We start from the raw sequence: 25239 nt of genomic DNA, 5'->3' as shown, positions 1-25239 counted from the left end.
ATAACACGGAATAAAAATATATGAAACTTTTAAATAAATATACATTTATTATTATGACTGGAATATTAGGAATTTTATGGATATCATATTATATATCTTTTGTTTATAATGTTTTTTCAAAAAAAAAAAAAACAATATATTTTAATAAATCATTACAACAACTACTTCAAATTTTTCCATTTATCTTTTTTATCTTTATTTTTAGATTGTTTTTTTACGAACCTTTTACTATTTCTTCACATTCTATGTTTCCAACATTATTAGCAGGTGATTATGTAATAGTACAAAAATTTTCTTGTATTAAAAATAATATTAATGATAAAAAAATTGAATTTAAAAAATATAAACCCGTTAGAAACGATGTTATCGTATTTCAATATCCACATTACACAAAAAAAAATTATATTAAACGTGTTATAGGTATTCCCGGAGATACAATTATCTATCATCCTTTTACAAAAAAAATATATATTGTAAAAAATAAAAATATAAAAAATACAAACATTTTTTATGAAAAACAAAAAAACAAAATGAATAAAAAAACACATCCTATTTATTGTAGATATAATGATAAGAATATAGGCACATATAGGTGTTTGAAAAAAAAATTATATCGAGAAAAGTTGTGTGATCATATACACAATATAATTGTTACACATGGAATAAAAAATTTTTTACATAAACCATATAAACAATATAACAATAAAATAAAATGGATGTGGGTTATTCCTAAAAACAAATATTTTGTGATGGGTGATAATAGAGATCAAAGTTCAGATAGTAGATTTTGGGGTTTAGTTTCAAAAAAAAACATTTTAGGAAAAGCTAGATATATATGGTTTAATGTAAATTACACTAATAAAAATTGGCTGAACACAATTTTATTTAATAGAATTTTTAAAAAAATTCAATAAAATTATCATAAATATTAAATTTAATAACATAATTTTTATTATAAATATATCAATTGTTTCAATTTTAATCGGTGTCATATGAATGCAATAGTAATGAACAAATTACAACAGTTTATTGGTTATACATTTACTAATGTATCTCTATTAAAACATGCTTTAACACACAGAAGCGCTAGTACGAAACATAATGAAAGATTAGAATTTTTAGGAGATTCTATTTTAAGTTTTGTTATAGCAAAAGCTCTATATCATCATTTTCCCAAAGTAAATGAAGGAGGTATGAGTCGAATGCGCGCAACTTTAGTACGAGGTAATACTTTAGCAGAAATTGCATCTGAATTTTCTTTAGGAAATTATTTAAAATTAGGACATGGAGAAAAAAAAAGTGGAGGATTTAAAAGAGAATCTATATTAGCAAACGCTATTGAAGCTGTAATAGCTAGTATATTTTTAGATAGTAATATTTATACTGTAGAAAAAATAGTATTACAGTGGTATAAAAATCGTTTTATGAAAATGAATCCTATAGGAACAAAAAAAGATCCTAAAACTCGATTACAAGAATTTTTACAATCTAAACGTCTTCCTTTACCTGTATATAACATAGGACAGATATGTGGCGCGGCGCACAATCAAATTTTTACTATTTACTGTAAAATAAACGGATTATCGGAGATATTAATTGGAATTGGAGCTAGCAGAAGAAAAGCTGAACAAGATGCTGCTCAAAATGCATTAATTCGATTGGAGGTAGAATAGAATATTTATGAAAGAAGATACTTTTTTTGGCAAAGTATTGGTTGTTGGTCGAACTAATGTAGGTAAGTCTACTTTAATAAATCAGTTTATAACATCTAAAATTTCTATTACATCACGTAGACCTAATACGACTCAAACACACGTAACTGGTATTTATACTTCTAAAGTAATTCAATTTGAATTAATTGATTCTCCGGGAATACAAATTAGTTATAAAAATTATTTAGATAAAAAAAAATTACGTGATACTTATAATTTGATTAAAGACACAAACATTGTAATTTTTGTAATTACTAGTTTTGTATGGACTCCACAAGAAAAAAATTTATTAGAATATATTAAAAAAAAAAATAATGAATATATCATGGTAATTAATAAAATTGATAAAATTAAAGATAAAAAATCATTATTACCATTTATTTTTAAAATAAGCCAGTTAATTAAAAATCATGAAATTTTTTTAATTTCAGCTAAAAAAAAAATGTATCTAGAACAGTTATTAATTTGTATTAAAAAAAAATTACCAATATTAAATCACAAACATTTAGATCACATAAAAACAACTTGTACTAAAAAATTTTTAATCGCAGAAGTAATTAGAGAAACTTTAATTAATCTTTTAAATAAGGAATTAGTATATGCTTTTACAGTATCGATATCCTTTTTATATCAAGATACAAAAAAAAGATACACTATTAAAAGTATAATTTTTGTTAATAATCTACGTCACAAAAAAATAATTATTGGTTCTAAAGGAAAAAAAATAAAGCAATGTTGTTGCAAATCACGGTATAAATTAGAAAAATTATTTAAAGAATACGTTTTTTTAAATATACAAGTAAAGATAAAATAAATTATTTTTGTAATATATTGATATTTAGAGGAAATAATGGCAATTATTGGTATTGGAATAGATATGGTAAGTGTAAAACGTTTTAAAAGATTAATTATTTGTTATGGATTTTTAATACCTAATAAAATTTTGTCGAAAAAAGAATTGATAGAATATAAAATATATAATAATAAAGAGAAGTTTTTGTCTATAAGGTTTTCTGCAAAAGAAGCCATAGCTAAGGCTTTAGGAATAGGGATTTATAAAAATATGTTTCTAAAAAACTGTGAAATTATGCATGATTCATATGGTAAATTAGTTGTTCGCATGTATGGATTTTTAAAAAAAAAAATAAAAAAATTAAAAGTTAAAAATATTTTCTTAAGTATTACAGATTCGTTTAAATATACTCAATCTATTGTGATAATAGAAAATTAGAAAAAAAAATTATCTTTTATTTTTAAAAAAATCTTTTAATAAATTTGAGCATTCATTTAATAGAATGCCAGATTTAATATCTTTTATATGATGTTTTACATTATGTATATACAATAAATTCATTAAAAAAGAAAATTTATATTTTTTAAAACTATAAGAACCATAAACTACTTTGCGTATCCTAGCAGATATAATTGCAGAAGAACACATTAAACACGGTTCATGTGTTACATATAAAGAAGTGTTATATAGTCTATAATTTTTTAATATACTACTTCCTCTTTGTATTGCTAAAATCTCAGCATGGGCGCTTACATCAAAAAGAGAAATACAAGAATTTTGTGAAGAACTCACAAGATCATTATCCTTTACTAAAACAGATCCGATAGGTATTTCTCCTTTATTTTTAGCACAATACGCTTGTTTTAATGCTTGTTTCATCCAATAATTATCAATATTAACTATGCTCATAAAAATTTTTTTTTAAGAAAGTATTTTACTCATCTTTTTTTGTTTAAGGATATTCTTTTAAATATAGTAGATTGATCTATTTTCCAAGAATTATTTTTTTCATCTAATCGTTTATCTCTTTTTGATTTACCTTTAGCTATTCCAATTTTAATTTTGCACCAAGATTTACGCCAAAATAATTTCAGTGGAACAACTGTATAACCTTTTTTTTGTATGTAATTAAGTACCGCTCCTATTTCTTTTTTATGCAATAATAATTTTCTAGTACGATCTGATTGACATACACAAGAATTCACAACAGTAGTTAGCGGTTGAATGTGTACTCCAATTAAATATATTTCATTATTATTAATAGTTATATATCCAGATGTAAGCTGTACATGACCTAATCGAATAGATTTTACTTCCCATCCCTGTAAAACAATACCTGATATAATAGTTTTTTTTATAAAAAAATTATACTGGGCTTTTTTATTTATAAAAACTTTTTTTTTATTTTTTTTTTTTGTAAAACTCAATATATATTCCTTTATTTTAATTAAAATAAAATTTTTTATTTAAAAAATAAAAAAATCAAAAAAAACAATTATATAAAAAAAAATATTGTTTTATCTTTTTTTAGAAACCGAAACTAAAGCTGGTCTTAACAATCTATTGTGCAATAAATATCCTTTTTGAATAATTTTAGAAATATAATTATTTTTATATTTTTCAGAAAAATCAATAGATATAGCTTGATGTAAATTAGGATCAAAGGGTATATTAATGGAATTAATAACTAAAATATTATATTTTAAAAACAAGGAAGAAAAATTTTTTTGTATTTTTTTTAAACATGTACAAATATCTGAAATATCATTGTTACAATTATTTAATGCATTTTCTGTTGAATCTATACTGTCAATAACAGGTAATATTGACATAATCTTCTTTTCAAGAGAAAAATTGTAAGTATTATTAACTTTTTTTTGTAATCTTTTTTCAAGTTGCAATAATTTTTCTGAATAATCATTACATTTGTCTAATAAATCTTTTTTTAAAATCGATAATTTTAACTTTTTTTTTTTTAGTAATTTTTTATATAATTCTAAAGTAGAATCACTACTAGTGCTATTAGCTTTTTTATTTTCAGATTTATTTTTTAAAAAATTATTACTATTCATAAATATATTTCCTAATTATTTTAATATAAAATACTTTTTTTTACTTACTAATAATTTAAAAATATATACATTTTATTATTAATAATAATTACTTTATAAAAATTATAATTATAAAAATTAATTATAAATTTAATTAAAAACAATATTTTACGGTGCGGACGGGATTCGAACCCGCGACCCCCGGCGTGACAGGCCGATATTCTAACCAACTGAACTACCGCACCCGGAATAAATACTAAATTAGAAATATAAATTTTATATTTATTTTTTAAAATAGTCAACATAAATAGGCAAAAATATTTTTAAATATTATTTTTATCAATCATATTTATATATTTTTTATGTTTTTCATTTTCTGAAATCGAAGCAAATAAAATCTTCAAAGGTTTATTTTTATTAAATTCTTTGTTTAAAGACGGAATTACTTTTTTTATATTACTAGTTTGAAATACTATTTCGTGTTGTTTACTTGTCATATATAAATATAACTTAAAAAGAATCCAAGAATCTAACAAAGCTCCATGAAAATTTCTTTTAGAGTTTTTAATATTATATCTGTTACACAAAGCATCTAAACTATTTTTTTTTCCAGGAAATAATTTTCTAGCAATACATAAAGTATCTGTAATTGTACTAAATTTGCATATTTTATTAATATTAAGATTTAATTTACTAAATTCATAATCTAAAAAACTAATATCAAAAATAGAGTTATGTACTATAATTTCTGATTTTTTTATAAAATTGATAATTTTTAAATAAATGTCTGAAAAAAGTGGTTTATCTAATAAAAAATCTTCAGAAATACCATGAATTTTATATGCTTCTTTTTCAATATTACGTTTAGGATTTAAATAATAATGTAAATATTTACCAGTATATTTTCTATTAACAATTTCTAAAATACCAATTTCTATAATTTTATGATTAATATATAAACAACCAGTTTTATTCATTCCGGTGGTCTCTATATCTAGAACCACTTGTCTAGAACTGTATAAAGAATTCATTATTTAGTTATTTAAAATATAATAAGTTTAAAAAATATGTTTTTTAGATTATCAATAATTAAAAATTATTAATTATTAATTATAAAAAATAATTAATTAATTCTTAAAAATAACAAAATATAAAAATTTTATCTTAATTTATTTTTTATTGTATCAATTAAATAATAAAAATATAATTAAAAATTATATTTATACTGGAGCTAAGCGGGATTGAACCGCTGACCTCCTGCGTGCAAGGCAGGCGCTCTCCCAGCTGAGCTATAGCCCCTTTCTGTTGTCATGGTAGGCCTGAGTGGACTTGAACCACCGACCTCACCCTTATCAGGGGTGTGCTCTAACCGGCTGAGCTACAAGCCTGTTTTGCTAAAAAAAATCAGAAAATTTGTGTGAGCACAATCTAATTAAATGTTTTATATTTTAAGGAGGTGATCCAACCGCAGGTTCCCCTACGGTTACCTTGTTACGACTTCACCCCAGTTATGAACCACAAAGTGGTAGGCGCCCTCCAAAATTTGGTTAGGATACCTGCTTCTTTTGCAACTCACTTCCATGGTGTGACGGGCGGTGTGTACAAGGCCCGGGAACGTATTCACCGTGACATTCTGATACACGATTACTAGCGATTCCGACTTCGTGGAGTCGAGTTGCAGACTCCAGTCCGGACTACGATACACTTTATGAGGTTTGCTTATCTTTGCAGAGTTGCTTCTCTTTGTATGTACCATTGTAGCACGTGTGTAGCCCTGGTCGTAAGGGCCATGATGACTTGACGTCGTCCCCACCTTCCTCCGGTTTATAACCGGCAGTCTCTCTTGAGTCCCCGGCCTAACCGCTGGTAACAAAAGATAAGGGTTGCGCTCGTTGCGGGACTTAACCCAACATTTCACAACACGAGCTGACGACAGCCATGCAGCACCTGTCTCATAGTTCCCGAAGGCACTTCTATATTTCTACAGAATTCTATGGATGTCAAGACCAGGTAAGGTTTTTCGCGTTGCATCGAATTAAACCACATGCTCCACCGCTTGTGCGGGCCCCCGTCAATTCATTTGAGTTTTAGCCTTGCGACCGTACTCCCCAGGCGGTCGACTTAATGCGTTAGCTTCAGAAGCCATTCCTCTATGGAAACAGCCTCCAAGTCGACATCGTTTACAGCATGGACTACCAGGGTATCTAATCCTGTTTGCTCCCCACGCTTTCGCACCTCAGTGTCAGTTTTCGTCCAGGAGGTCGCTTTCGCCACAGGTATTCCTCCAGATATCTACGCATTTCACCGCTACACCTAGAATTCTACCTCCCTCTACGAAACTCTAGTTAATCAGTTTCAAATGCAGTTCCTAGGTTAAGCCCAGGGATTTCACATCTGACTTAAATAACCACCTACGAGCTCTTTACGCCCAGTAATTCCGATTAACGCTTGCACCCTCCGTATTACCGCGGCTGCTGGCACGGAGTTAGCCGGTGCTTCTTTTTCAGATAACGTCAATTAATAATGATATTAGCATTACTACTTTCTTCTCTGACGAAAGTACTTTACAACCCGAAGGCCTTCTTCATACACGCGGCATAGCTGCATCAGGCTTTCGCCCATTGTGCAATATTCCCCACTGCTGCCTCCCGTAGGAGTCTGGACCGTGTCTCAGTTCCAGTGTGGCTGGTCATCCTCTCAGACCAGCTAGAGATCGTTGCCATGGTAAGCCTTTACCTTACCATCAAGCTAATCTCGTCTGGGTTCATCTATATGTGCAAGGTTTCTTGACTTACAGAAATCCCCTGCTTTGGTTATTTAACATTATGCGGTATTAGCTATCGTTTCCAATAGTTATCCCCCTCATATAGGTAGATCCCCAGATCTTACTCACCCGTTCGCCGCTCGCCGGCAAAAATATAAATATTTTCCCGTTGCCGCACAACTTGCATGTGTTAGGCTTGCCGCCAGCGTTCAATCTGAGCCATGATCAAACTCTTCATTTACGTGTAACTTTTTATTACAAAACTAATTTTTTTTTACATTAAAATTAATAATGAATAATTTGTATCTGAACATTTAATTGTCATGTGCCCACACAAATTTTCTGAAATATTTTTTAAAGAGCTTTTTCTTACAAGATCTATATTATCTTGTTTTTTAAAAAAGTCAACACATATTTTTAATTTATATAAATTTTAATATTTTTAATGATCTATATTTTGTATAAGTATAAATAAAATTATGTAATGCACATGTATCTTCAAATGTAAATTTTTAAAACTCTTATTTATAAAGATTAACTTATTGATTTCAAAAAAAAAAAAAAATCTTTCCTACAATCTTTAGTATTTATTAAATAAAAATTAAATATCATTATAATGTATAATATTAAAAATATCAAAAATATTTTACTTATACATTATAAATACAACTTATTTAGGTGATTTTATGAATATTCAAAAATTTTTAAAAAAAAAAATAAAAAAAATATATAAAAAATACGGAATTTCAGATGATTTGGATCCTGTTGTTCGAAAAAATATAAAAAATAATGAAATTGACTATCAAGTCAATGGAATTATTAAATTTAAAAAAATAACATTATTTTCTCCATATAAATTAGCAATTCATATTTCTAATCATATGAAAAAATTAAATATACATAAAAACATCTCTGTTCTTCAGCCAGGATTTATTAATATTACTTTAAAATCTACATGGCTTAACAAGCATATTAATAATATGTATTGTTCAAAAAATTTTAATATTTCAAAAAAAAAATCAAAAACTATTGTAATTGATTATTCTTCACCCAATATTGCTAAAGAAATGCATGTAGGGCATTTACGATCAACTATTTTAGGTGATGTAACCGCTAGAGTCATGGAATTTTTGGGACATAACGTAATTAGACAAAATCATATTGGCGATTGGGGCACACAATTTGGAATATTAATTACACAATTACAATCAAAATCATATACATCATGCCACAATATTGAATCAATCTATCAAACAGCATATTTAAAATATCAAACTGATCCAATTTTTATAAAAAAAGCAAAAAAAAATGTAGTAAGGTTACAAAATAAAAATAAAAATTGTTTAAAAATATGGAGTACTTTAGTAAAATCAACTATAAAAAAAAATAACGAAGTATATAAAAAATTAAACGTTTCTCTTACCAATAATGATATTCGAGGAGAAAGTTTTTATAATTTTATGTTACCTGGTATAATTTCTGACTTGAAGAAAAAAAAAATTGCCATTCATTGTGAAGGATCTATTATTGTTCCACTGAAAAAATTTAAAAATCGTATAGGTCAAAATATGGGAGTTATTGTACAAAAATCAAATGGTGCATTTTTATACACTACAACAGATATTGCTTGCTTAAAGTATAGATGCAATACCTTAAAAGCACATAGAATTATTTATTATGTTGATAAAAGACAAACACAACATTTGTTACAAGTATGGGAAATAGCTAGAAAAGCAAAATATGTAAATGTTGACACGATATTAGAACATCATTCTTTTGGAATGATTTTATATAAAAATAAAAAACCTTTTAAAACACGTCATGGAAAAATAATTCGATTACTAGATTTATTAAACAAAAGTATTTACAGAGCAAAAAAAATAATAAAACACAAAAACCCAAAAATGAATAATGAAGAAATAAAATTAATTGCCTATAATATTGGAATTGGAGCTATAAAATATTTTGATCTATCAAAAAATAGAATGTCAGATTATATTTTTAACTGGAATCAAATGTTATCTTTAGACGGTAATACAGCTCCTTATATACAATATGCGTATACACGAATTCAATCAGTTATTAAAAAAAACAAACTACACGATAATATATCTTCATATCCTATCAAAATTTTTACATCATATGAACGAAAACTAGTATTAGTAATATTACAATTTGAAGAAACTATATCTCAATTAGAAAAACACGGAACACCCCATCTGATGTGTAATTATTTATACGATCTTTCTGGAAAATTTTCAAAATTTTACGAAAATTGTTCTATTTTGTTCGTAAAAGAAATACACATCAAATTCAGTAGAATAAAGTTATCTATATTAACCGCTAGAATAATCAAAAAAGGTTTATATTTATTAGGAATTAATACTGTATCAAAAATGTAAAAAAATAGTTATTTTAGTAAATACAATTAAAATCTATCTGTATCAATTGTATGAACAATTTTTATGGTTCGATCTTCAGAGATTTCTAAAAATGATAAAACTGTTAATTCAGGAATACTTGTTGTAAATAATTTTGCTAATAAAACACGAATTTTTGGATGCACTAATAATACTGCCGGTAAAGTATTTTGTTTTTGAAAAATAAGTGATAATTTAGTTTTTTTGATCAATTTTTCTGAAAACAAGGGTTCTAATTTACTTTTTTTATTATCAACAATTTTTAATAATATATTTTCTATTTTAGCGCTTAATCCAACAACACAAATATTTTTAGAGTTAGAAAAAAATTTTTGTGTAATAAATTTTCGTAAAGCAATACGAATAATGCTAGTTAAATTATCTGTATCATTTTTTCTAGCATCACCATGTTTTAGTAATGTTTCAAAAATTGTTCTTATATCTGTTATTGGTATACGATCATATAATAAATTCTGTAAAATATTTTGTAGAACAGTTATTGAAATTATCTTCGGTACTACGTGATTAACTAATTTTGGAAAATTTTGCGAAACACGATCTAAAAATTGCTGTGTTTCCTGAAAACCAAAAAAATCGTGTAAATTATATCTAATAATTTTATCAAGATGTGTGATAATTACAGAATTAGGTTCTACAACTAATAATTTTTTTTTTATAACTAAATCTTTAGAAGCTATATCAATCCAAAAAGCAGGTAAGTCAAAAACCGGTTCTTTTACTTTTATGCCTCCTGGTATAGTAACTGTGTTCTTTCCAGTATTTACAGCTAATATTTTGTCTAAAAAAATAAACCCTGATTCAATTTCTACTCCTTTTACAAAAATTTTATATTGTCCATTTTCTAATCTAGAATTATGAATACAATCAATTTCGGGAATCAAAAATCCAAAATTTTTAGCTATGTTTTTTCTTAAAATATGTAATTTACATAATAAATCATTATATACTTCTTTATATAAAGAATTAAAAAAATGAGAATTTAGCTGTAGAACTATTAAACGTTCAAATTGAATATCATTCCATGATAAATGAAGTTTTTGATTCTTTTGTGAAACTAATTTTTTAAAAGAATTTTGACGTATATTTTTTTGATTATATAGATGCCATGATAAAATAAACAAACTTATAGAAAAAAACAAAAAAATAAAATTCGGCATTCCTGGTATAACGCCAAATATACCAAAAACAACTCCACTAAAAAATATAACTTGTGGATTATTAAAAACTTGATTAATTATCTGTTTACTAACACTAGTTTTTTCAGAACCTACACGCGTTAAAATTACACCTGAAGCTATTGATATAATTAAAGAAGGAATTTGAGCTACTAGACCATCTCCGATGGTTAAAACACTATATATTTTTACTGCTTGTGAAAATAACATATTATGTTGAATAATTCCTATAATTAAACCACCTACGATATTTACAAGCATTATTATAATGCCAGCAATAGCATCTCCTCTAATAAATTTACTAGCTCCGTCCATTGAACCATAAAAATCTGCTTCTTTATAAACATTCATACGCCTTAATTTTGCTTCTTTTGTAGAAATAAAACCAGCATTTAAATCAGCATCAATAGCCATTTGTTTTCCTGGCATAGCGTCTAAAATAAATCTAGCTCCTACTTCTGCTATTCTTCCAGAACCTTTAGTAATAACTAAAAAATTTATAGTTACTAAAATAGTAAAAATAACAAAACCAATAAAAAAGTTTCCACCAATCAAAAAATAACCAAATGATTCAATAACACGCCCCGCAGAAAATGAACCAGTATGCCCGTTTAATAGGATTATACGTGTAGAAGCAATATTTAATGATAATCGTAATAAAGTTGAAAATAACAAAACGACAGGAAAAGAAGAAAAATCTAATATTTCGGTAGTAAACATAGCTACAATTAAAATAATAATTGAAATAACAATATTAAAAGCAAACAACAAGTCTAAAAAAAAAGATGGTAGGGGCAAGATTAACATAAATAAAGTTACTAAAATTAATATCGGAGCAGATAAAGAATGTAATCCTCCATTATTAATTTTTTTAATAAAATTTAATAAAATAAACATTTGTCTTATCAAGGATGTATTCCTCTCAAAAATTTTTTATTAATTAAAAAATATAATAGGAACAGATGGGTACGTACCGCCGTATTTTTTCCAACGATTTAACTGATGAATCCATGCTAAAATTTTTGCAATTGATGGATACAAAATTATTGGTATATCGTAACCAACAGAAGAGTGATAATATAAATATTTTGCTATAGAATCTGAAATAAATACAGGAATATTATTTTTTCGTGCTATTTTTACTATTTTTATAGATAGACTGTTTAGTCCTTTAAATAAAACTTTAGGAGAAGACATAGTTTTCATATTATAATGTATTGCTATTGCACAATCTTTTGCATTAAAAATAATTACATCAGATTGCATGACAGAATATATAGAAGATTTTTTAGATGATCGCCGAGCTAATGTATAAATCCTTTGTTTAATTAAAGGGTTTCCTTCTAATTCTTTTTTTTCATCTTTTACTTCTTGAATACTCATTTTAAGTTTATAGAAATACTGAATATATTTTATACTTGTATCTATAATTGCAATAAAACCTATTATTATTATAATTAGTAATATATATTTGTTAAACCAATTAAAACTAATTAAAATATCATTTAATAATGAATTAAAATAAAACTGATGTATTAATAATTGATTTTTCCATATAAAAACAATCGAACATGTAATAATAATTATTATCTTTAACATACTACAAAAAAAATCAATAATTATATTTAAAAAAAATTTTTTTTTAAAATTATTGATAATATGTAAGGAATCCAGTTTAATCCTAAAGAACTTTATTCTTATAATATCTCCTTTGATAAAAATAGGAGAAAAAATTGATATACACAAAATTCCTATAAATAACATCAAAAAAAAAGAAATAAAATTTTTAAACCTAGATAATATTATTACGTTACACAATTTAGTGTTATTTATAATTTTATTGTCAAAAGTTAAATTTGTAATAAATAATTCCAAAAGAAAAAAAAAAATAAATTTTTTATTTATATACACAAATATAAAAAAAAAAGATAATATTAAAAAAGAATTTAGGTCAAATAAATATGGTGTTTCTCCGTGTTTTTTAAATTGTCTAACTTTATGCGGAGTAGCAGGTTCAGTTTTATCTTCATCTAAGTCATAATTCATATATATACCTTTATATACATTTAATAAACATTAACTAAAATGTGTTTAATTTTTAAATAAAAATCATTTATTATAGTAAATTTATTATAAATATTGTTTTAAAATCTTTTTTACTACATTATTTATATTTTATTTAAACAATAAATATATTTATTATATATAATCTTATATATATAAGATTTAAATATTAATAAAAATCTGTATATAGTATTCATTATGCTTAAAAATATATTTATTTTTAAATATTTACGTTTATAAAATCACTGTATATGACTGATATTAAAAATAATTTATATACATAAATTATAAATTTGTAGTATTTTGCACATAAAAATATAATTCTCATACTTTAATTATAAAACTCTAAAAATTATTGAAAATTACTAAAAATTTATTTTATGTATATAATACATTATAAAAAATTTATATATATGATTATATATCATATTCAACTATTTATTTATCTTTAGGACATTAGTTATGTATACTACTAAATATTTGCTTTCCACTATAAAAGAAACACCTACGCATACAGAATCTGTGAGTCACCGATTAATGTTACGCTCAGGTATGATAAGAATGTTATCGTCAGGAATATATACATGGTTACCTACCGGGTATAGAGTAGTGAAAAAAATTATAGATATAATTTCCTGTTCTATGAACAAATACGGATACATGGAAATTTGCGCACCTATTATACAACCAAAAAAATTATGGGATCAAAGTGGACGAACAAAATTATATGGAGAAGAATTGATACACTTGATAGATAGAAAAAAAAAGAAATACATACTAAGTCCAACACATGAAGAAGTTATTAGCCATATTTTTCATCAAGAAATCCATTCCCATAAACAGTTACCAATGGTATTTTATCAAATACAGAGAAAATTTAGAGATGAAATTAGACCTCGATTTGGAGTTATTCGATCTATAGAATTTCTCATGAAAGATGCATATTCTTTTCATATTAATAAAAAATCTTTAAAAAAAACATATAAAGAAATGAAAAAAGTTTATACAACGATATTTACTGCATTTAAACTCAATTTTAAAATTGTTAAAACTCATTCAAAAACAATGGGTGGATCAATATCCCATGAATTTCATGCAATAGCCAATATTGGAGAAGATAAAATTATCTTTTCTAAAAAATCTAATTATGCAATACATTCTAATCAGTTCAATACATCGCCTAATAAAATAAAAATGTATTTCATACCAACAAAATCTACTCAATCAAATTACTCCATAGCTGTTGTATTAATGCGTCAATGTGATTCTATTAACATAAAAAATCTAGAAAATATAAAAATTCTTGCACATCCTATAAAATTAATTAAAGCTAAAAAAATGATTTTATCGTATAAATTAACTAATAATAAAAAATTTTATATAAATAAAAAAATATTTATAATAGCAGATTCATCAATAAAAAATATGTCTTATTTTATTTTAAAAAAAGATTGGTTTAACAAAAAAATAACTCCTATTTTATGGAAAAAAAAGATAATATTTAATAAAATTATTACTATAACTAATATTAATAAAACTTTTTGTTATCCTTCACCAACAGAAAAGTTATATACAAAAAATAGCATTGAAATTGGTCATATCTTTCAACTTGGAAAAAAATACACAAAAAAAATAAATTTTTCACTTTTTAATCAAAAACAAAAGACAAAAACATTACAAATGGGTTGCTATGGAATCGGAATTAATAGAATTATATCTGCTATTATAGAACAAAATCACGATGAAAATGGAATTATTTGGCCTAATTGCATTGCTCCTTTTCAAATATTCATTATTCCTATTAATATGCATAAAAATAAAAACGTTAAAGATACTGCAGAATATATTTATAAAAAATTAATACATAAAAAAATTGATGTATTATTAGATAATAGACAAGAAAGTTTAGGAAAAATGTTTGCTGATATGAATTTAATTGGTATTCCTTACGGAATAATTATTAGCATGAATACATTAAAATTTAAAGAAATTGAATTTTACTTTAGAAGAACAAATACAAAAAAAAGAATTCCTATTAATCAACTATTTACTTATATACAAAAATTTTTATAAATCTTTATAATTTTAAAAAACATAAATAAATATTATTATATTAAATTCGTTTAAACTAAATACAAAATCATATTTATTATTAAAATTAATTATAAGTTTTATTTAATAAATGTTTATTTATAAAAATTCAATTTAATAGTTACGTAGTCTGTAAATGATTTTAAATAATTTAAAAAATTGTTATCGGGATATATATAATAAATATGATCAAATAATTTATGTTGTATACATAAACGCACTGATAAAATAAAAGTTAATGACACGTGTCCAGATAAAATATTATTTGATAAATAATCATACAAATTATCTAGAATATCTTTATATTTAATATTATTATTATCAATATATATTTTAATATTATACAATTTTTTTTCTCTATATCTTTCAATATCAAAAATTGTTTTTATTAAAACACGTGATCGATTAGTAAAAGAATCATGTGATAATTTTCCGTTCACTACTACGATAGTGTTTTTTTTGCAAAAAAATTGATTTTTAAAATTGTTAAAATTATCAAAATAAATTATATCTAAACGACTATATGAGTCATCTAAAGTAATTATGTAAAATCTATTTTTTTTTTTAGTAAATGCTGTTTTTATAGACCAAATCATTCCTGAAAGAACAACGTGACTAGCATTGTTTAGTAATAAACAATTATGTAATGTTATACCATTAGTATAATAATATATTTCTTTTAAAAAGTTTTTAATTGGATGACTTGTAAGATATAAACCTAGTATTTCGTATTCCCATTTTAAAATTTTTAAAATTATTTTATTAGTATACATTGGGAATGTATATAGATTATTTTTATTTTTTATAAATAATTTATTTGACAAACAATCTTTAAAATGAAATAAATCATTTTGTTTGGTCTGCATTGCTAAAATTTTTTTTTTAGCAATTTGTATCATTTTTCCAATATCATTAAATAATTGAACACGACATGTATTAAAACAATCACACGCTCCAGATGTTACTAATATTTCAAAAATATGACGAGTAATTTTTTTTAAAAGCAAACGAACACACAAATCTAAAAAATCAGAAAAAATTCCAGCAGATTGATTTCTTTCTTTTAAAATTATATCAATAGAAGACCTTCCTAATCCCTTGATTGCACCTAAACCATACAATATTTCTCCAAATTGATTTACAGAAAAAAAATAATCACTACAATTTATATTAGGAGAAATAATTTTTAAATTCATACGACGTGCATCATAGATTAAATTAACTATCTTTTTAGTATTCATCATATCTAAAGTCATAGAAGAAGCCATAAACTCAGCAGAATAATTAGCTTTCAACCATAATGTTTGATAGGCCAATAAAGCATATGTAGCGGAGTGCGATTTGTTAAAACCATACGCAGAAAATTTCTCTAATAAATCAAAAATTTTAGTTGACAAATGTGAATTTACAGAATTTTTCGAGGCACCAAGTTGAAATAATTTTCTTTGTTGCATCATTTCTTTAGGATTTTTTTTTGCCATAGCTCGCCTCAAAATGTCTGCTTCACTTGGAGTAAAATTGGATAACACTTGAGCAATTTTCATAACTTGTTCTTGATATAAAATAATCCCATACGTTGATTTTAAAATAGGTTTTAAACATTCGTGTTGCCATTTATGATCAGGATATGAGATTTTTTCCGTACCATGCTTACGATTTATAAAATTATCTACCATTCCTGATTGCAGAGGTCCGGGTCTGTACAGAGCTACTAGAGCAATAATATCTTCAAAAGAATCCGGCTGTAAACGTTTAATTAAATTTCTCATTCCTAAGGATTCTAATTGAAAAACAGAAGTAGTATCAGCTTTTTTTAATAATAAAAAACTTTTTTTATCTTTTAGGCTAATATTATTAATAAAAAATTTTTTTTTTTTTTGATGTATACATTTTTTATTAATCATATTAACAATCATATCAATCATAGTTAAAGTCTTTAGACCTAAAAAATCAAATTTCACTAACCCTACAAATTCAATGTCATTTTTATCAAATTGTGTTACTTGATTCTCTCCTTGAGAATCGCATAATATAGGTACGAAATCAGAAATTTTAGTTGGAGAAATAACAACGCCTCCTGCATGTTTACCGATATTACGAATAACTCCTTCTAATTTTTTAGCTATATCGATCAGTAATTTAATATCATGATTATGATTATATAAGTCTACTAATTCTTTTTGCATAGAAAATGCTTTTTTTAAAGTCATTTTAGGATCTAATGGCACTAATTTAGAAATTTTGTTTATTAGACCGTAAGGGTAGCCGAGCACTCTACCGACATCTCTAATAACTGCTTTAGCAGCCATGGTACCAAAAGTAATAATTTGTGAAACAAAATTACGACCATATTTTCTTATGACATGATCAATTACTAAATCTCTTTTTTCCATACAAAAATCAACATCAAAATCTGGCAAAGAAACACGATCAGGATTCAAAAATCGTTCAAATAATAAATCAAATTGTAATGGATCTATTTCTGTAATATTAAGAGAAAACGATACTAAAGATCCTGCTCCGGAACCTCTTCCCGGACCTACTGGTATATTGTGATTTTTTGCCCACTGAATAAATTCCATAACAATTAAAAAATAACTAACAAAACCCATTTTTTTTATAATCAACAATTCATGCGTTAATCTAGAAAAATATATTTTTTTTTTTATGTTTCTTTGGTGTATATCAGGAAACATATTCATTAAACGTGATTCCAAACCGATACTTGATTTTTGCACAAAAAATTGGTAAAGATCCATAGACTGGGTAGGAAATATGGGTAAAAAATAAGAACCAGAAGGAATGATAACATTACAACGTTTTGCAAGTTCAATCGTATTAACTATCGATTCTGGAATATCATGAAAAATTTCAATTATGTCATATTGACTTTTTAAAAACTGATTCTTAGTATATTTATATACAACTTTTAAATCAGCAATAGTTGTTTTGTTATGAATTGCTACTTTAATCTGATGAACATAAAAATCGTTTTTTTTTAAAAACAAGACTTCGTTAGTAGCAATTATTGGTAAAGAATATGTACAGGAAATATATTTTATATATGTAATATACTCTTCTTCTCGCGGTACACCAATTCTAGAAATTTCTAAATAATATTTATTTGGAAAATATTTTTTATAAAATAAAATACAGTGATTTAACAAATTTATATCATTTTTAAATATGCATTTAGCAATATCTCCTTGCATACCGCCAGATAAGATTAATATACCTTTTTTAAACTGTAATAAACGATCCATACAAATTACTAATCCAGAATTATCATTATATCCTAATTTATATGATTCAGATAATAACTCAATTATATTTTTATAACCGTGATTATTAGCAGCCAATAAAGTTAATCGACATACGGTATGTTTAATAATGTTCGATTGAACCATTATATCAATACCGATAATTGGCTTAATACCTGCTTGATGTGCAGATAAATAAAATTTAATAACACCATGTAAATTGTTTACATCGGTAATACCCAAAGATGTCATATGCATTGATTTAGCTTTATGTACTAACTTTTCTGGTTTTACTATACCATCAATCATAGAATAATCACTATGTGTTCGAAGGTGTACAAAATTTTTTACATACATACATAACCTACAATTACTATCTCAATTAATTAAAAATATACTATGATAAAAAGCATCCTATATTACTATAATTACTTCAATTATATAATATATGTATAAAATATGTTTTTTGCACATAAAACTATTTATACAGTACATATCTAATATTAAAAATAATTATATTATGTAAACCTAATACTATACTTACTAACCATAAGCAATGTTTTTATAAATAAATAATTTTTTATATTTCTAATAACTATATACGTAAAAATTTAACTTAATACATCATAGTGTAATATATATTAATTCATAACAATGCTAACGATATAGTAGATCTACATACAATTTTTTTTTTAACCATAACAATACCGCTAAATACATAAATACCGCTTAATTCTTTTTTAAAGTAAGATTCCACTATCATTTGATCACCAGGATAAACTGGGTTAATAAAACTTGTTTTATATATTCCAGTTAAACCACATATTTTATTACTAAAAGCAGTATTTTTTTTAGAGTACATCAGTAAAAATCCACTGGATTGAGCAATTGACTCTACTATTAGCACACCTGGAAAAATATATTTTTTAGGAAAATGACCAAAAAAAAAAAAAATCATTTGCAGTAATATTTTTTAATGCACGAATATATAAATTTTCTTTCAAATCTAATATTTGATCTATCAATAAAAAAGGAAAACGATGAGGTAAAATTTGTAAAATATCGTTTAAATCAAATACGTACTTAATACTTTTTATTTTTTTCATGAAAAATCTCTTATTAATGTAATAAATAATGTTTATTACATTTCAAATAAATATTTATATACATAACACACAAAATTACGAAAAACTCATACCGTATTCATTTAAACGATTACTAGTAACTCCATAAGGATATAAAGGAGCGGAAACATCAAATGTAACAGGACCAAAAAAAGACATCCAACGCATAAAAGCACCTACAGATATATGTGTAGAATCAAGATCTCTGATACTTTTCGAACTACTAATCAAATACAAAGGAATAGAAAGACTTTTAGATACATTCCAGATATTAACAGCATCTAAAAATACACCCATTTGAAGCACATTAAATATTTTTTTTACTGTTTGAATATTCGGAAACAATAATTCCGTATTAGCATGAATCAATACATTTCCACCTATATATTTTGCAGAAGCAAATAAATTTGATGAATTTTTATTTTGTTGACTACTAATCAAATTATTTTTATGCCTATAATATACAGCAGTCGGACCAATTGAATTGTCTTGAAAACCACTTTTTGTTTTTTTACTATAAAATTTATAATTTTCATAAAAAGGAAAAACATGATTACCAGATGTAAAACCAGTTCCAAATTCTAAAAAATTATGCAATATCATATCATGTATGTTTTCCCAAGAAACATACTGATTAAAATTAAAAAATAATTTATGATAAAAATTATCAGAAATCGGTAACGTAAATTTTCCTACAAATTTTGCATGATACCCTTTTTTTGAAAAATCTTTTTCTTTAACATTATTAAAATCAAAAATATATTTAATGAAAAAATCATTAACGAAAAAATTACTTATTTTAGATGTTGAAAGCGATTTGTCTGAGAATGATGAAAAATACTGATATAGTGTAATATATGGAGTTTTACATATAACTTTTATTTTTTCATATCCAAATGATACAGAAAATTTTTTATGTTTAACACTTGAAGTATATAATGAAGAACTAAAACCAAGTAATCTATCAATGTATTTATGTGCAAACAAATAACGTTTATGAACAAAATTATAAAAAAAATCAGATCTAAAAAAAAAATTCTTTAAAGATCCTACTGGTTTTAATAAATGAATTTTAACATCAGTATCTGCAAAATTTTTTAAAACTTTAACATAAAATTCACTTCCAGTTTCAAATAAATTTTTATCTAATAAAAATAATTTTAATAATAAGCCTCTATTTTTATCATAATTAGTCGATACATTCATTTTTCTAGTATCCTTAGACACTTGAAAATTATAAAAAATATCAATTTTATTAATATTATTTAAATATTTTTTAGCATGTACTTGAATTACATCAAATAATCCTGTTTTAAATAAATTTTTACAAGATCTTACAACATAATTTTCATCAAAAAAATCATGTTTACCATGATGTACATATATATTTAAAAATTTATTACCTATTTTAGAATGTCTAGAAAAAAAAACGTTTTCAATAGTACATCGTTCTAAAACATCTGTTCCAACATACAAAAATACTGAATGATTTCTTTTATTAATTTCAGAATGAAAAAAAACACGAGCATTGGATAAACCAAAGGGTGAATAAACATTTTCAAAGTCTATTTTTGCCTGATTAATTGTAGATTCACAGTAAAGAGAATTTAATAAACTTTGTTGAACTTTATCAATAGAAGAATAGTCGTATAATTTATCACATGCATGCATCAAAATACGTTTAATATAATATTGTGATCCTTCATAAATATTAAGTTTAATAATAATATTTTTTTTATCTACAGACAGATATTTCTGTACTGATTTTATTTTAAAATCTAAATATCCTTGACGTACATAAAAAATATGCAATTTATGCAATAAATTTTTAAACTGAACACTGTTATATTGGTGAACAGAAAAAAAATTCCATAAAAGATTATTTTTAGAAACAGAAAGATTCGCGAATATTTTTTTTTTTAAAAAATTTTTTTCATCATTAATATAAATTCTTGATACAATTGATGGAATTCCTTCATCCACTATAACTTTTAACTCTACTGTATTATTAATGTTACGAATTATCATTAACTTGAATTTAACACTTAAATATCCCTGATGTTCATATTTTTTTTTCAAATTAGAAAAAAAATCATTACAATTAACCATACAAAAAAATCCTTTTTTTGTAAAACTAAATTTTTTCAGCATAAAATTAATGTATTCAACTTTAATATGATTAATACCAATAACACTAATACTATTAATTTTAGGAAACTCCCGAATTGACAAAATTAATGTATCATTACATTTAACAGTGTTTATTTTTATGAAACGATTAGTATTTTTTAAACATACAATTAAATTAGAAACATTCATTAAATTTCTGTTTTTTAGAACGTTCGATTGTATTACTCGTAATATACTATTTTTTGATATATTTTGAATACCGCGTATAGAAACACGTTTTATGTGCTGTACTTTAGTAGCAGAAACAGAAAAAGAAAATACCATACAACACATAAAAAAAAACTTTTTATATAACATATTTGTATCATATTCCTATATAAGTTTTATTGTGTTCAACAATTTAAAATTAGATACTTATTATTTTTAATAAAAAAATTTTTATAACTAGGCATCTTTTAAAAAAAATATAGTTATTAATATATAAACATATTTTTGTATATCTTTATTGTATTGTAAAAATGTAATATAAATAAACTTAAAATAAAATAATTTTCTTTAAATATACTACACATATAAACTATTATATAGTTTAATTTCATCTAAATAATATTTCAAAAAATCAAATCAATAATAATTCTTTTTCTTTAGAATCAGTAACATCATTTATTTTTTTTATAAATAAATCGGTATTTTTTTGAATATTTTGTCTAATATCTTGCTCTACATCTTGATTAATTTCTTTTTTTTTCAATAAAATTTTTATTCGACTATTCGCTTCTCTTCTAATATTCCGAATGGATATTCGTGCATTTTCTGCATCATGTTTGATAATTTTAATTAATTCTTTTCTTCTGGATTCTGTTAATTTCGGTATTGGAACCCGTATACATGAAGTAGTAGAAATAGGATTTAATCCTAAATTAGAATTAAGGATAGCTTTTTCTACAATATTCTTTATTGAAACATCAAATAAAGTAATTTTTAAAGTATTATTATTTTCTACAATTATATGAGATAATTTTGACAAAGCTGTAGATGTACCATAGTAATCTACGTAAATATTATCTAAAAATGTACTGGATACACGATTGGTACGAACTTTATTTAAATCTTTATGAAATAATAAAAAACATTTATTCATTTGAATATAAACACGTTCTTTTAATGTAGTTAACATAATTTTTCTCTTAATAATCATATAAAAAAAAATATAATTTATTCAGAAATTAAAGTTCCAATATGATTTTTAATTATAAAAATATCATGTAAAATTTTTGGATTATACATATTGAAAACTAAAATAGGTAATTTATGTTCATAAGCTAAGACTAATGATGTATGATCCATAACTTTTAGTTGTTTATTTAAAATTTCTTGATATTTTAACTTTTTATATAACTTTGCTTTTGAATTTTTTAGTGGATCAGACGAATAAATTCCATTAACTTTGGTTCCTTTTAGTAAAATATCTGCTTTTATTTCAATTCCATAAACACATGCTGCTGAATCAGTAGTAAATAAGGGTATACCTAGTCCGAAGCAAAGCACCGTAACTTCTCCGTTTTCAAGAGCATTATTCACTTGATCTAATCTATACCGCTCGCATAATCCTTCTAAAATTGTAGACGAAAAAATTCTTGTTTTAATATTGCTTTTTTTAATAAATTCATAAATTAACAAACCATTCATAACTGTAGATAACATGCCAATTTGGTCTGATATAGTTCTTCGTATACCTATCTTTTCTAAATCAGATCCTCTAAATAAATTTCCTCCACCTACAACCAATCCAACTTGAACACCTGACTGTACTAATATCTGTACTTGTTTTACTAGACTATTTATAAAATTAATATTTATATTACACCCAGAATTACCCTTTAAAAATTCTCCACTAATTTTTAATAAAATTCGATTATACTTATTTTTTTTTTTCATAATTTCAGATCAAAACCTATTTGATATATTTATTATAAAATTCATCAATATAATTTTTTATTTACACCAAAAAAAATTTAGTGTTGTTGTATTAACATTTAATATACAACTAAAATACTTCTCCTACTTGAAAATAAACGAAATCTTGTATAGAAACAGAATTTTTTTTTAAAAAATCATTAACTGTTATTTTAGGATTCATAATAAACTTTTGATGAATCAAAGTTATATTATTAATAAATTTTTTTACACGTCCTTTGACAATCGATTTTATTACATAAGAATTTTTACCAATTTTATTAGCAATATTTTGTTGAACTTGAGTTTCTCGATTTAAAATATCTTGAGGAATATCTCGTTCAAATAAAAATAATGGATGAGAAGAAGCAATATGCATGGCAATATGTTTAAGACATTGATGCTTATCATCATCTACATCTAATAAAATTTTTCCTTTTACTAAGACTCCAATTTTTCCTAAATGAAGATAAGAGTTCAAAAATTTACCCGTTAGATGTTTAATTCTACGAATAACAATATTTTCTCTTACTTTAGCAATTAAAGTAATATGTTGTGAATTAAAAAAATCACGTATATCTTGTAAATTAAATAATTTATTTGTACCAGCATAATCCACTACTTTTTGTCCAAACATTTTAAATTCATCATTATTTGCTACAAAGTCAGTTTCTGAATTTAATTCTAATAAAACACCTAAATTTTCATCTTGATACAAAAATATACGACCGCAGTTAGTATGGTGTGAAATACTTCTATCTGCAATACATGCTCCTAAAGTTCTTAAATAATCAACAGCATTCTCTATATTTCCATTAGATTTCTGCAAAGCAATTTTACATTCCATAAAACCAGAACCGGTTTGTGCTCGTAACTGTTTGATCTGTAGTATTGAAATATCCATAATATTAATTATCCAATATTGATATTATTTGTATGCTATTTTTAAATTTATAATTCTTGCGCTCTCTTTTTTAAAAAAAAAGATTCTTGCTTCTTTTTATGGAATCTTGATAATGCACTAGATAATATACTTAAATATAAATTAATAGCTCTGCTTGCATCATCATTTCCAGGTATAATATAATTAATACCCTCCGGACTAGAATTAGTATCTACTATAGCAAATACTGGTATTCCCAAATTATTAGCTTCTTGAATAGCTATATGCTCATGCATAGTATCAATAACAAAAATTGCATCTGGCAAACCTCCCATATTTTTAATGCCGCCTAAACTTTTTTCTAATTTCACTAAAGAACGTTTTCGTAGTAAAACTTCTTTTTTTGTTAATTTATCAAACGTACCATCAATTAATTGCTTTTCTAAATCTTTTAACTTATTTATAGATTGTCTAACTGTTTTCCAATTAGTTAACATACCTCCTAGCCAGCGATGATTTACATAAAATTGACGGCACGATAATGCAATTAATTTAATTGCCGCGCTAGCCGATCGTTTTGTTCCTACAAACAATATTTTACCATTACGTTGAATAATTTTTTGAAGTGCTAAAGTAGCTGATTGCAAAAGAGGTAACGTTTTTTCTAAATTAATAATATGTACTTTATTTTTAGTACCAAAAATAAAAGGTTTCATTTTTGGATTCCAATATCGTGTTTGATGTCCAAAATGAACCCCTGCTTTAATCATATTCTTCATTAAAGGAACATCCATA

General features: G+C 24.5%; 20 protein-coding genes, 3 tRNA genes and 1 rRNA gene. 6 read left to right on the top strand and 18 right to left on the bottom strand.

The window, feature by feature from the left end:
- Positions 1-20: 20 nt before the first annotated feature.
- The 4 genes from lepB (at position 21) to acpS (ending at position 2943) form a co-directional block, all read left to right on the top strand.
- Entirely contained in the window at positions 21-914 is an 894-nt protein-coding gene (gene lepB / locus BUCIPSTX3056_RS00860) for a signal peptidase I (protein WP_075474634.1), read from the top strand.
- Positions 915-992: 78 nt separating this feature from the next.
- The gene (gene rnc / locus BUCIPSTX3056_RS00855) at positions 993-1673 is read left to right on the top strand and encodes a ribonuclease III (protein ID WP_075474632.1); all 681 of its coding nucleotides are present in this window, start codon (positions 993-995) and stop codon (positions 1671-1673) included.
- Between the two features lie 7 nt (positions 1674-1680).
- Entirely contained in the window at positions 1681-2526 is an 846-nt protein-coding gene (gene era / locus BUCIPSTX3056_RS00850; protein ID WP_075474630.1) for a GTPase Era, read from the top strand.
- A gap of 36 nt (positions 2527-2562) precedes the next feature.
- Positions 2563-2943, top strand: a complete 381-nt coding sequence (acpS, locus tag BUCIPSTX3056_RS00845) for a holo-ACP synthase (protein ID WP_075474628.1) — start codon at positions 2563-2565, stop codon at positions 2941-2943.
- A 9-nt stretch (positions 2944-2952) separates the two neighbouring features.
- On the opposite strand, the gene tadA is transcribed toward acpS, so the two are convergent.
- The 8 genes from tadA to BUCIPSTX3056_RS00805 all read right to left on the bottom strand — a co-directional run bounded on the left by tadA (position 2953) and on the right by BUCIPSTX3056_RS00805 (position 7561).
- Positions 2953-3414 carry a tRNA adenosine(34) deaminase TadA gene (gene tadA / locus BUCIPSTX3056_RS00840; protein WP_075474626.1) on the bottom strand — a complete coding sequence of 154 codons (462 nt, stop codon included), beginning with the start codon at positions 3412-3414 and terminating at the stop codon, positions 2953-2955.
- A gap of 29 nt (positions 3415-3443) precedes the next feature.
- Positions 3444-3932 carry an SsrA-binding protein SmpB gene (gene smpB, locus BUCIPSTX3056_RS00835; protein ID WP_082253724.1) on the bottom strand — a complete coding sequence of 163 codons (489 nt, stop codon included), beginning with the start codon at positions 3930-3932 and terminating at the stop codon, positions 3444-3446.
- A gap of 90 nt (positions 3933-4022) precedes the next feature.
- Positions 4023-4577 (bottom strand): nucleotide exchange factor GrpE, encoded by a 555-nt coding sequence (locus tag BUCIPSTX3056_RS00830; RefSeq protein WP_075474621.1) that lies wholly within the window; start codon positions 4575-4577, stop codon positions 4023-4025.
- Between the two features lie 150 nt (positions 4578-4727).
- Positions 4728-4801: transfer RNA gene (locus tag BUCIPSTX3056_RS00825), tRNA-Asp, on the bottom strand.
- Between the two features lie 78 nt (positions 4802-4879).
- Entirely contained in the window at positions 4880-5587 is a 708-nt protein-coding gene (gene dnaQ, locus BUCIPSTX3056_RS00820) for a DNA polymerase III subunit epsilon (protein WP_075474619.1), read from the bottom strand.
- 195 nt (positions 5588-5782) lie between these two features.
- Positions 5783-5855: transfer RNA gene (locus BUCIPSTX3056_RS00815), tRNA-Ala, on the bottom strand.
- Positions 5856-5867: 12 nt separating this feature from the next.
- Positions 5868-5944, bottom strand: a tRNA-Ile gene (locus tag BUCIPSTX3056_RS00810).
- Between the two features lie 61 nt (positions 5945-6005).
- Positions 6006-7561, bottom strand: a 16S ribosomal RNA gene (locus BUCIPSTX3056_RS00805).
- A 445-nt stretch (positions 7562-8006) separates the two neighbouring features.
- On the opposite strand from BUCIPSTX3056_RS00805, the gene argS reads away from it, so the two are divergent.
- On the top strand, positions 8007-9722 hold the full coding sequence (gene argS, locus BUCIPSTX3056_RS00800) for an arginine--tRNA ligase (RefSeq protein WP_075474617.1): 1716 nt from the start codon (positions 8007-8009) through the stop codon (positions 9720-9722).
- A gap of 26 nt (positions 9723-9748) precedes the next feature.
- On the opposite strand, the gene BUCIPSTX3056_RS00795 is transcribed toward argS, so the two are convergent.
- Complete coding sequence (locus BUCIPSTX3056_RS00795) at positions 9749-11833, bottom strand: flagellar biosynthesis protein FlhA (protein ID WP_075475017.1); 2085 nt, start codon at positions 11831-11833, stop codon at positions 9749-9751.
- A 39-nt stretch (positions 11834-11872) separates the two neighbouring features.
- Entirely contained in the window at positions 11873-12982 is a 1110-nt protein-coding gene (locus tag BUCIPSTX3056_RS00790) for an EscU/YscU/HrcU family type III secretion system export apparatus switch protein (protein ID WP_075474615.1), read from the bottom strand.
- Positions 12983-13462: 480 nt separating this feature from the next.
- Here BUCIPSTX3056_RS00790 and proS point away from each other — a divergent pair, with 480 nt between their 5' ends.
- On the top strand, positions 13463-15073 hold the full coding sequence (proS, locus tag BUCIPSTX3056_RS00785; protein WP_075474613.1) for a proline--tRNA ligase: 1611 nt from the start codon (positions 13463-13465) through the stop codon (positions 15071-15073).
- 113 nt (positions 15074-15186) lie between these two features.
- On the opposite strand, the gene dnaE is transcribed toward proS, so the two are convergent.
- From dnaE to rpsB, 8 genes are all read right to left on the bottom strand, one after another.
- Complete coding sequence (dnaE, locus tag BUCIPSTX3056_RS00780; RefSeq protein WP_075474611.1) at positions 15187-18708, bottom strand: DNA polymerase III subunit alpha; 3522 nt, start codon at positions 18706-18708, stop codon at positions 15187-15189.
- Between the two features lie 289 nt (positions 18709-18997).
- The gene (locus tag BUCIPSTX3056_RS00775; RefSeq protein WP_082253723.1) at positions 18998-19309 is read right to left on the bottom strand and encodes a 3-hydroxyacyl-ACP dehydratase FabZ family protein; all 312 of its coding nucleotides are present in this window, start codon (positions 19307-19309) and stop codon (positions 18998-19000) included.
- Entirely contained in the window at positions 19278-19457 is a 180-nt protein-coding gene (locus BUCIPSTX3056_RS00770; RefSeq protein WP_082253722.1) for a hypothetical protein, read from the bottom strand. The genes BUCIPSTX3056_RS00775 and BUCIPSTX3056_RS00770 overlap by 32 nt, the downstream gene beginning before the upstream one ends.
- A 75-nt stretch (positions 19458-19532) precedes the next feature.
- The gene (bamA, locus tag BUCIPSTX3056_RS00765; RefSeq protein WP_172807209.1) at positions 19533-21929 is read right to left on the bottom strand and encodes an outer membrane protein assembly factor BamA; all 2397 of its coding nucleotides are present in this window, start codon (positions 21927-21929) and stop codon (positions 19533-19535) included.
- 295 nt (positions 21930-22224) lie between these two features.
- The gene (gene frr / locus BUCIPSTX3056_RS00760) at positions 22225-22782 is read right to left on the bottom strand and encodes a ribosome recycling factor (RefSeq protein WP_075474607.1); all 558 of its coding nucleotides are present in this window, start codon (positions 22780-22782) and stop codon (positions 22225-22227) included.
- A gap of 38 nt (positions 22783-22820) precedes the next feature.
- The gene (gene pyrH, locus BUCIPSTX3056_RS00755; protein ID WP_075474606.1) at positions 22821-23543 is read right to left on the bottom strand and encodes a UMP kinase; all 723 of its coding nucleotides are present in this window, start codon (positions 23541-23543) and stop codon (positions 22821-22823) included.
- A gap of 109 nt (positions 23544-23652) precedes the next feature.
- Positions 23653-24465 (bottom strand): translation elongation factor Ts, encoded by an 813-nt coding sequence (tsf, locus tag BUCIPSTX3056_RS00750; RefSeq protein ID WP_075474605.1) that lies wholly within the window; start codon positions 24463-24465, stop codon positions 23653-23655.
- Between the two features lie 47 nt (positions 24466-24512).
- A complete protein-coding gene (rpsB, locus tag BUCIPSTX3056_RS00745) occupies positions 24513-25238 on the bottom strand; it encodes a 30S ribosomal protein S2 (RefSeq protein ID WP_075474604.1) in 726 nt (241 codons plus the stop codon).
- Position 25239: the final 1 nt, after the last annotated feature.

This window comes from Buchnera aphidicola (Cinara pseudotaxifoliae) (assembly GCF_900128595.1).
GTDB classification, from domain to species: Bacteria; Pseudomonadota; Gammaproteobacteria; order Enterobacterales; family Enterobacteriaceae; genus Buchnera_F; species Buchnera_F aphidicola_J.
Note: the sequence above shows the minus strand (reverse complement) of the source record. Positions and strands in the feature narration are given on the sequence as shown.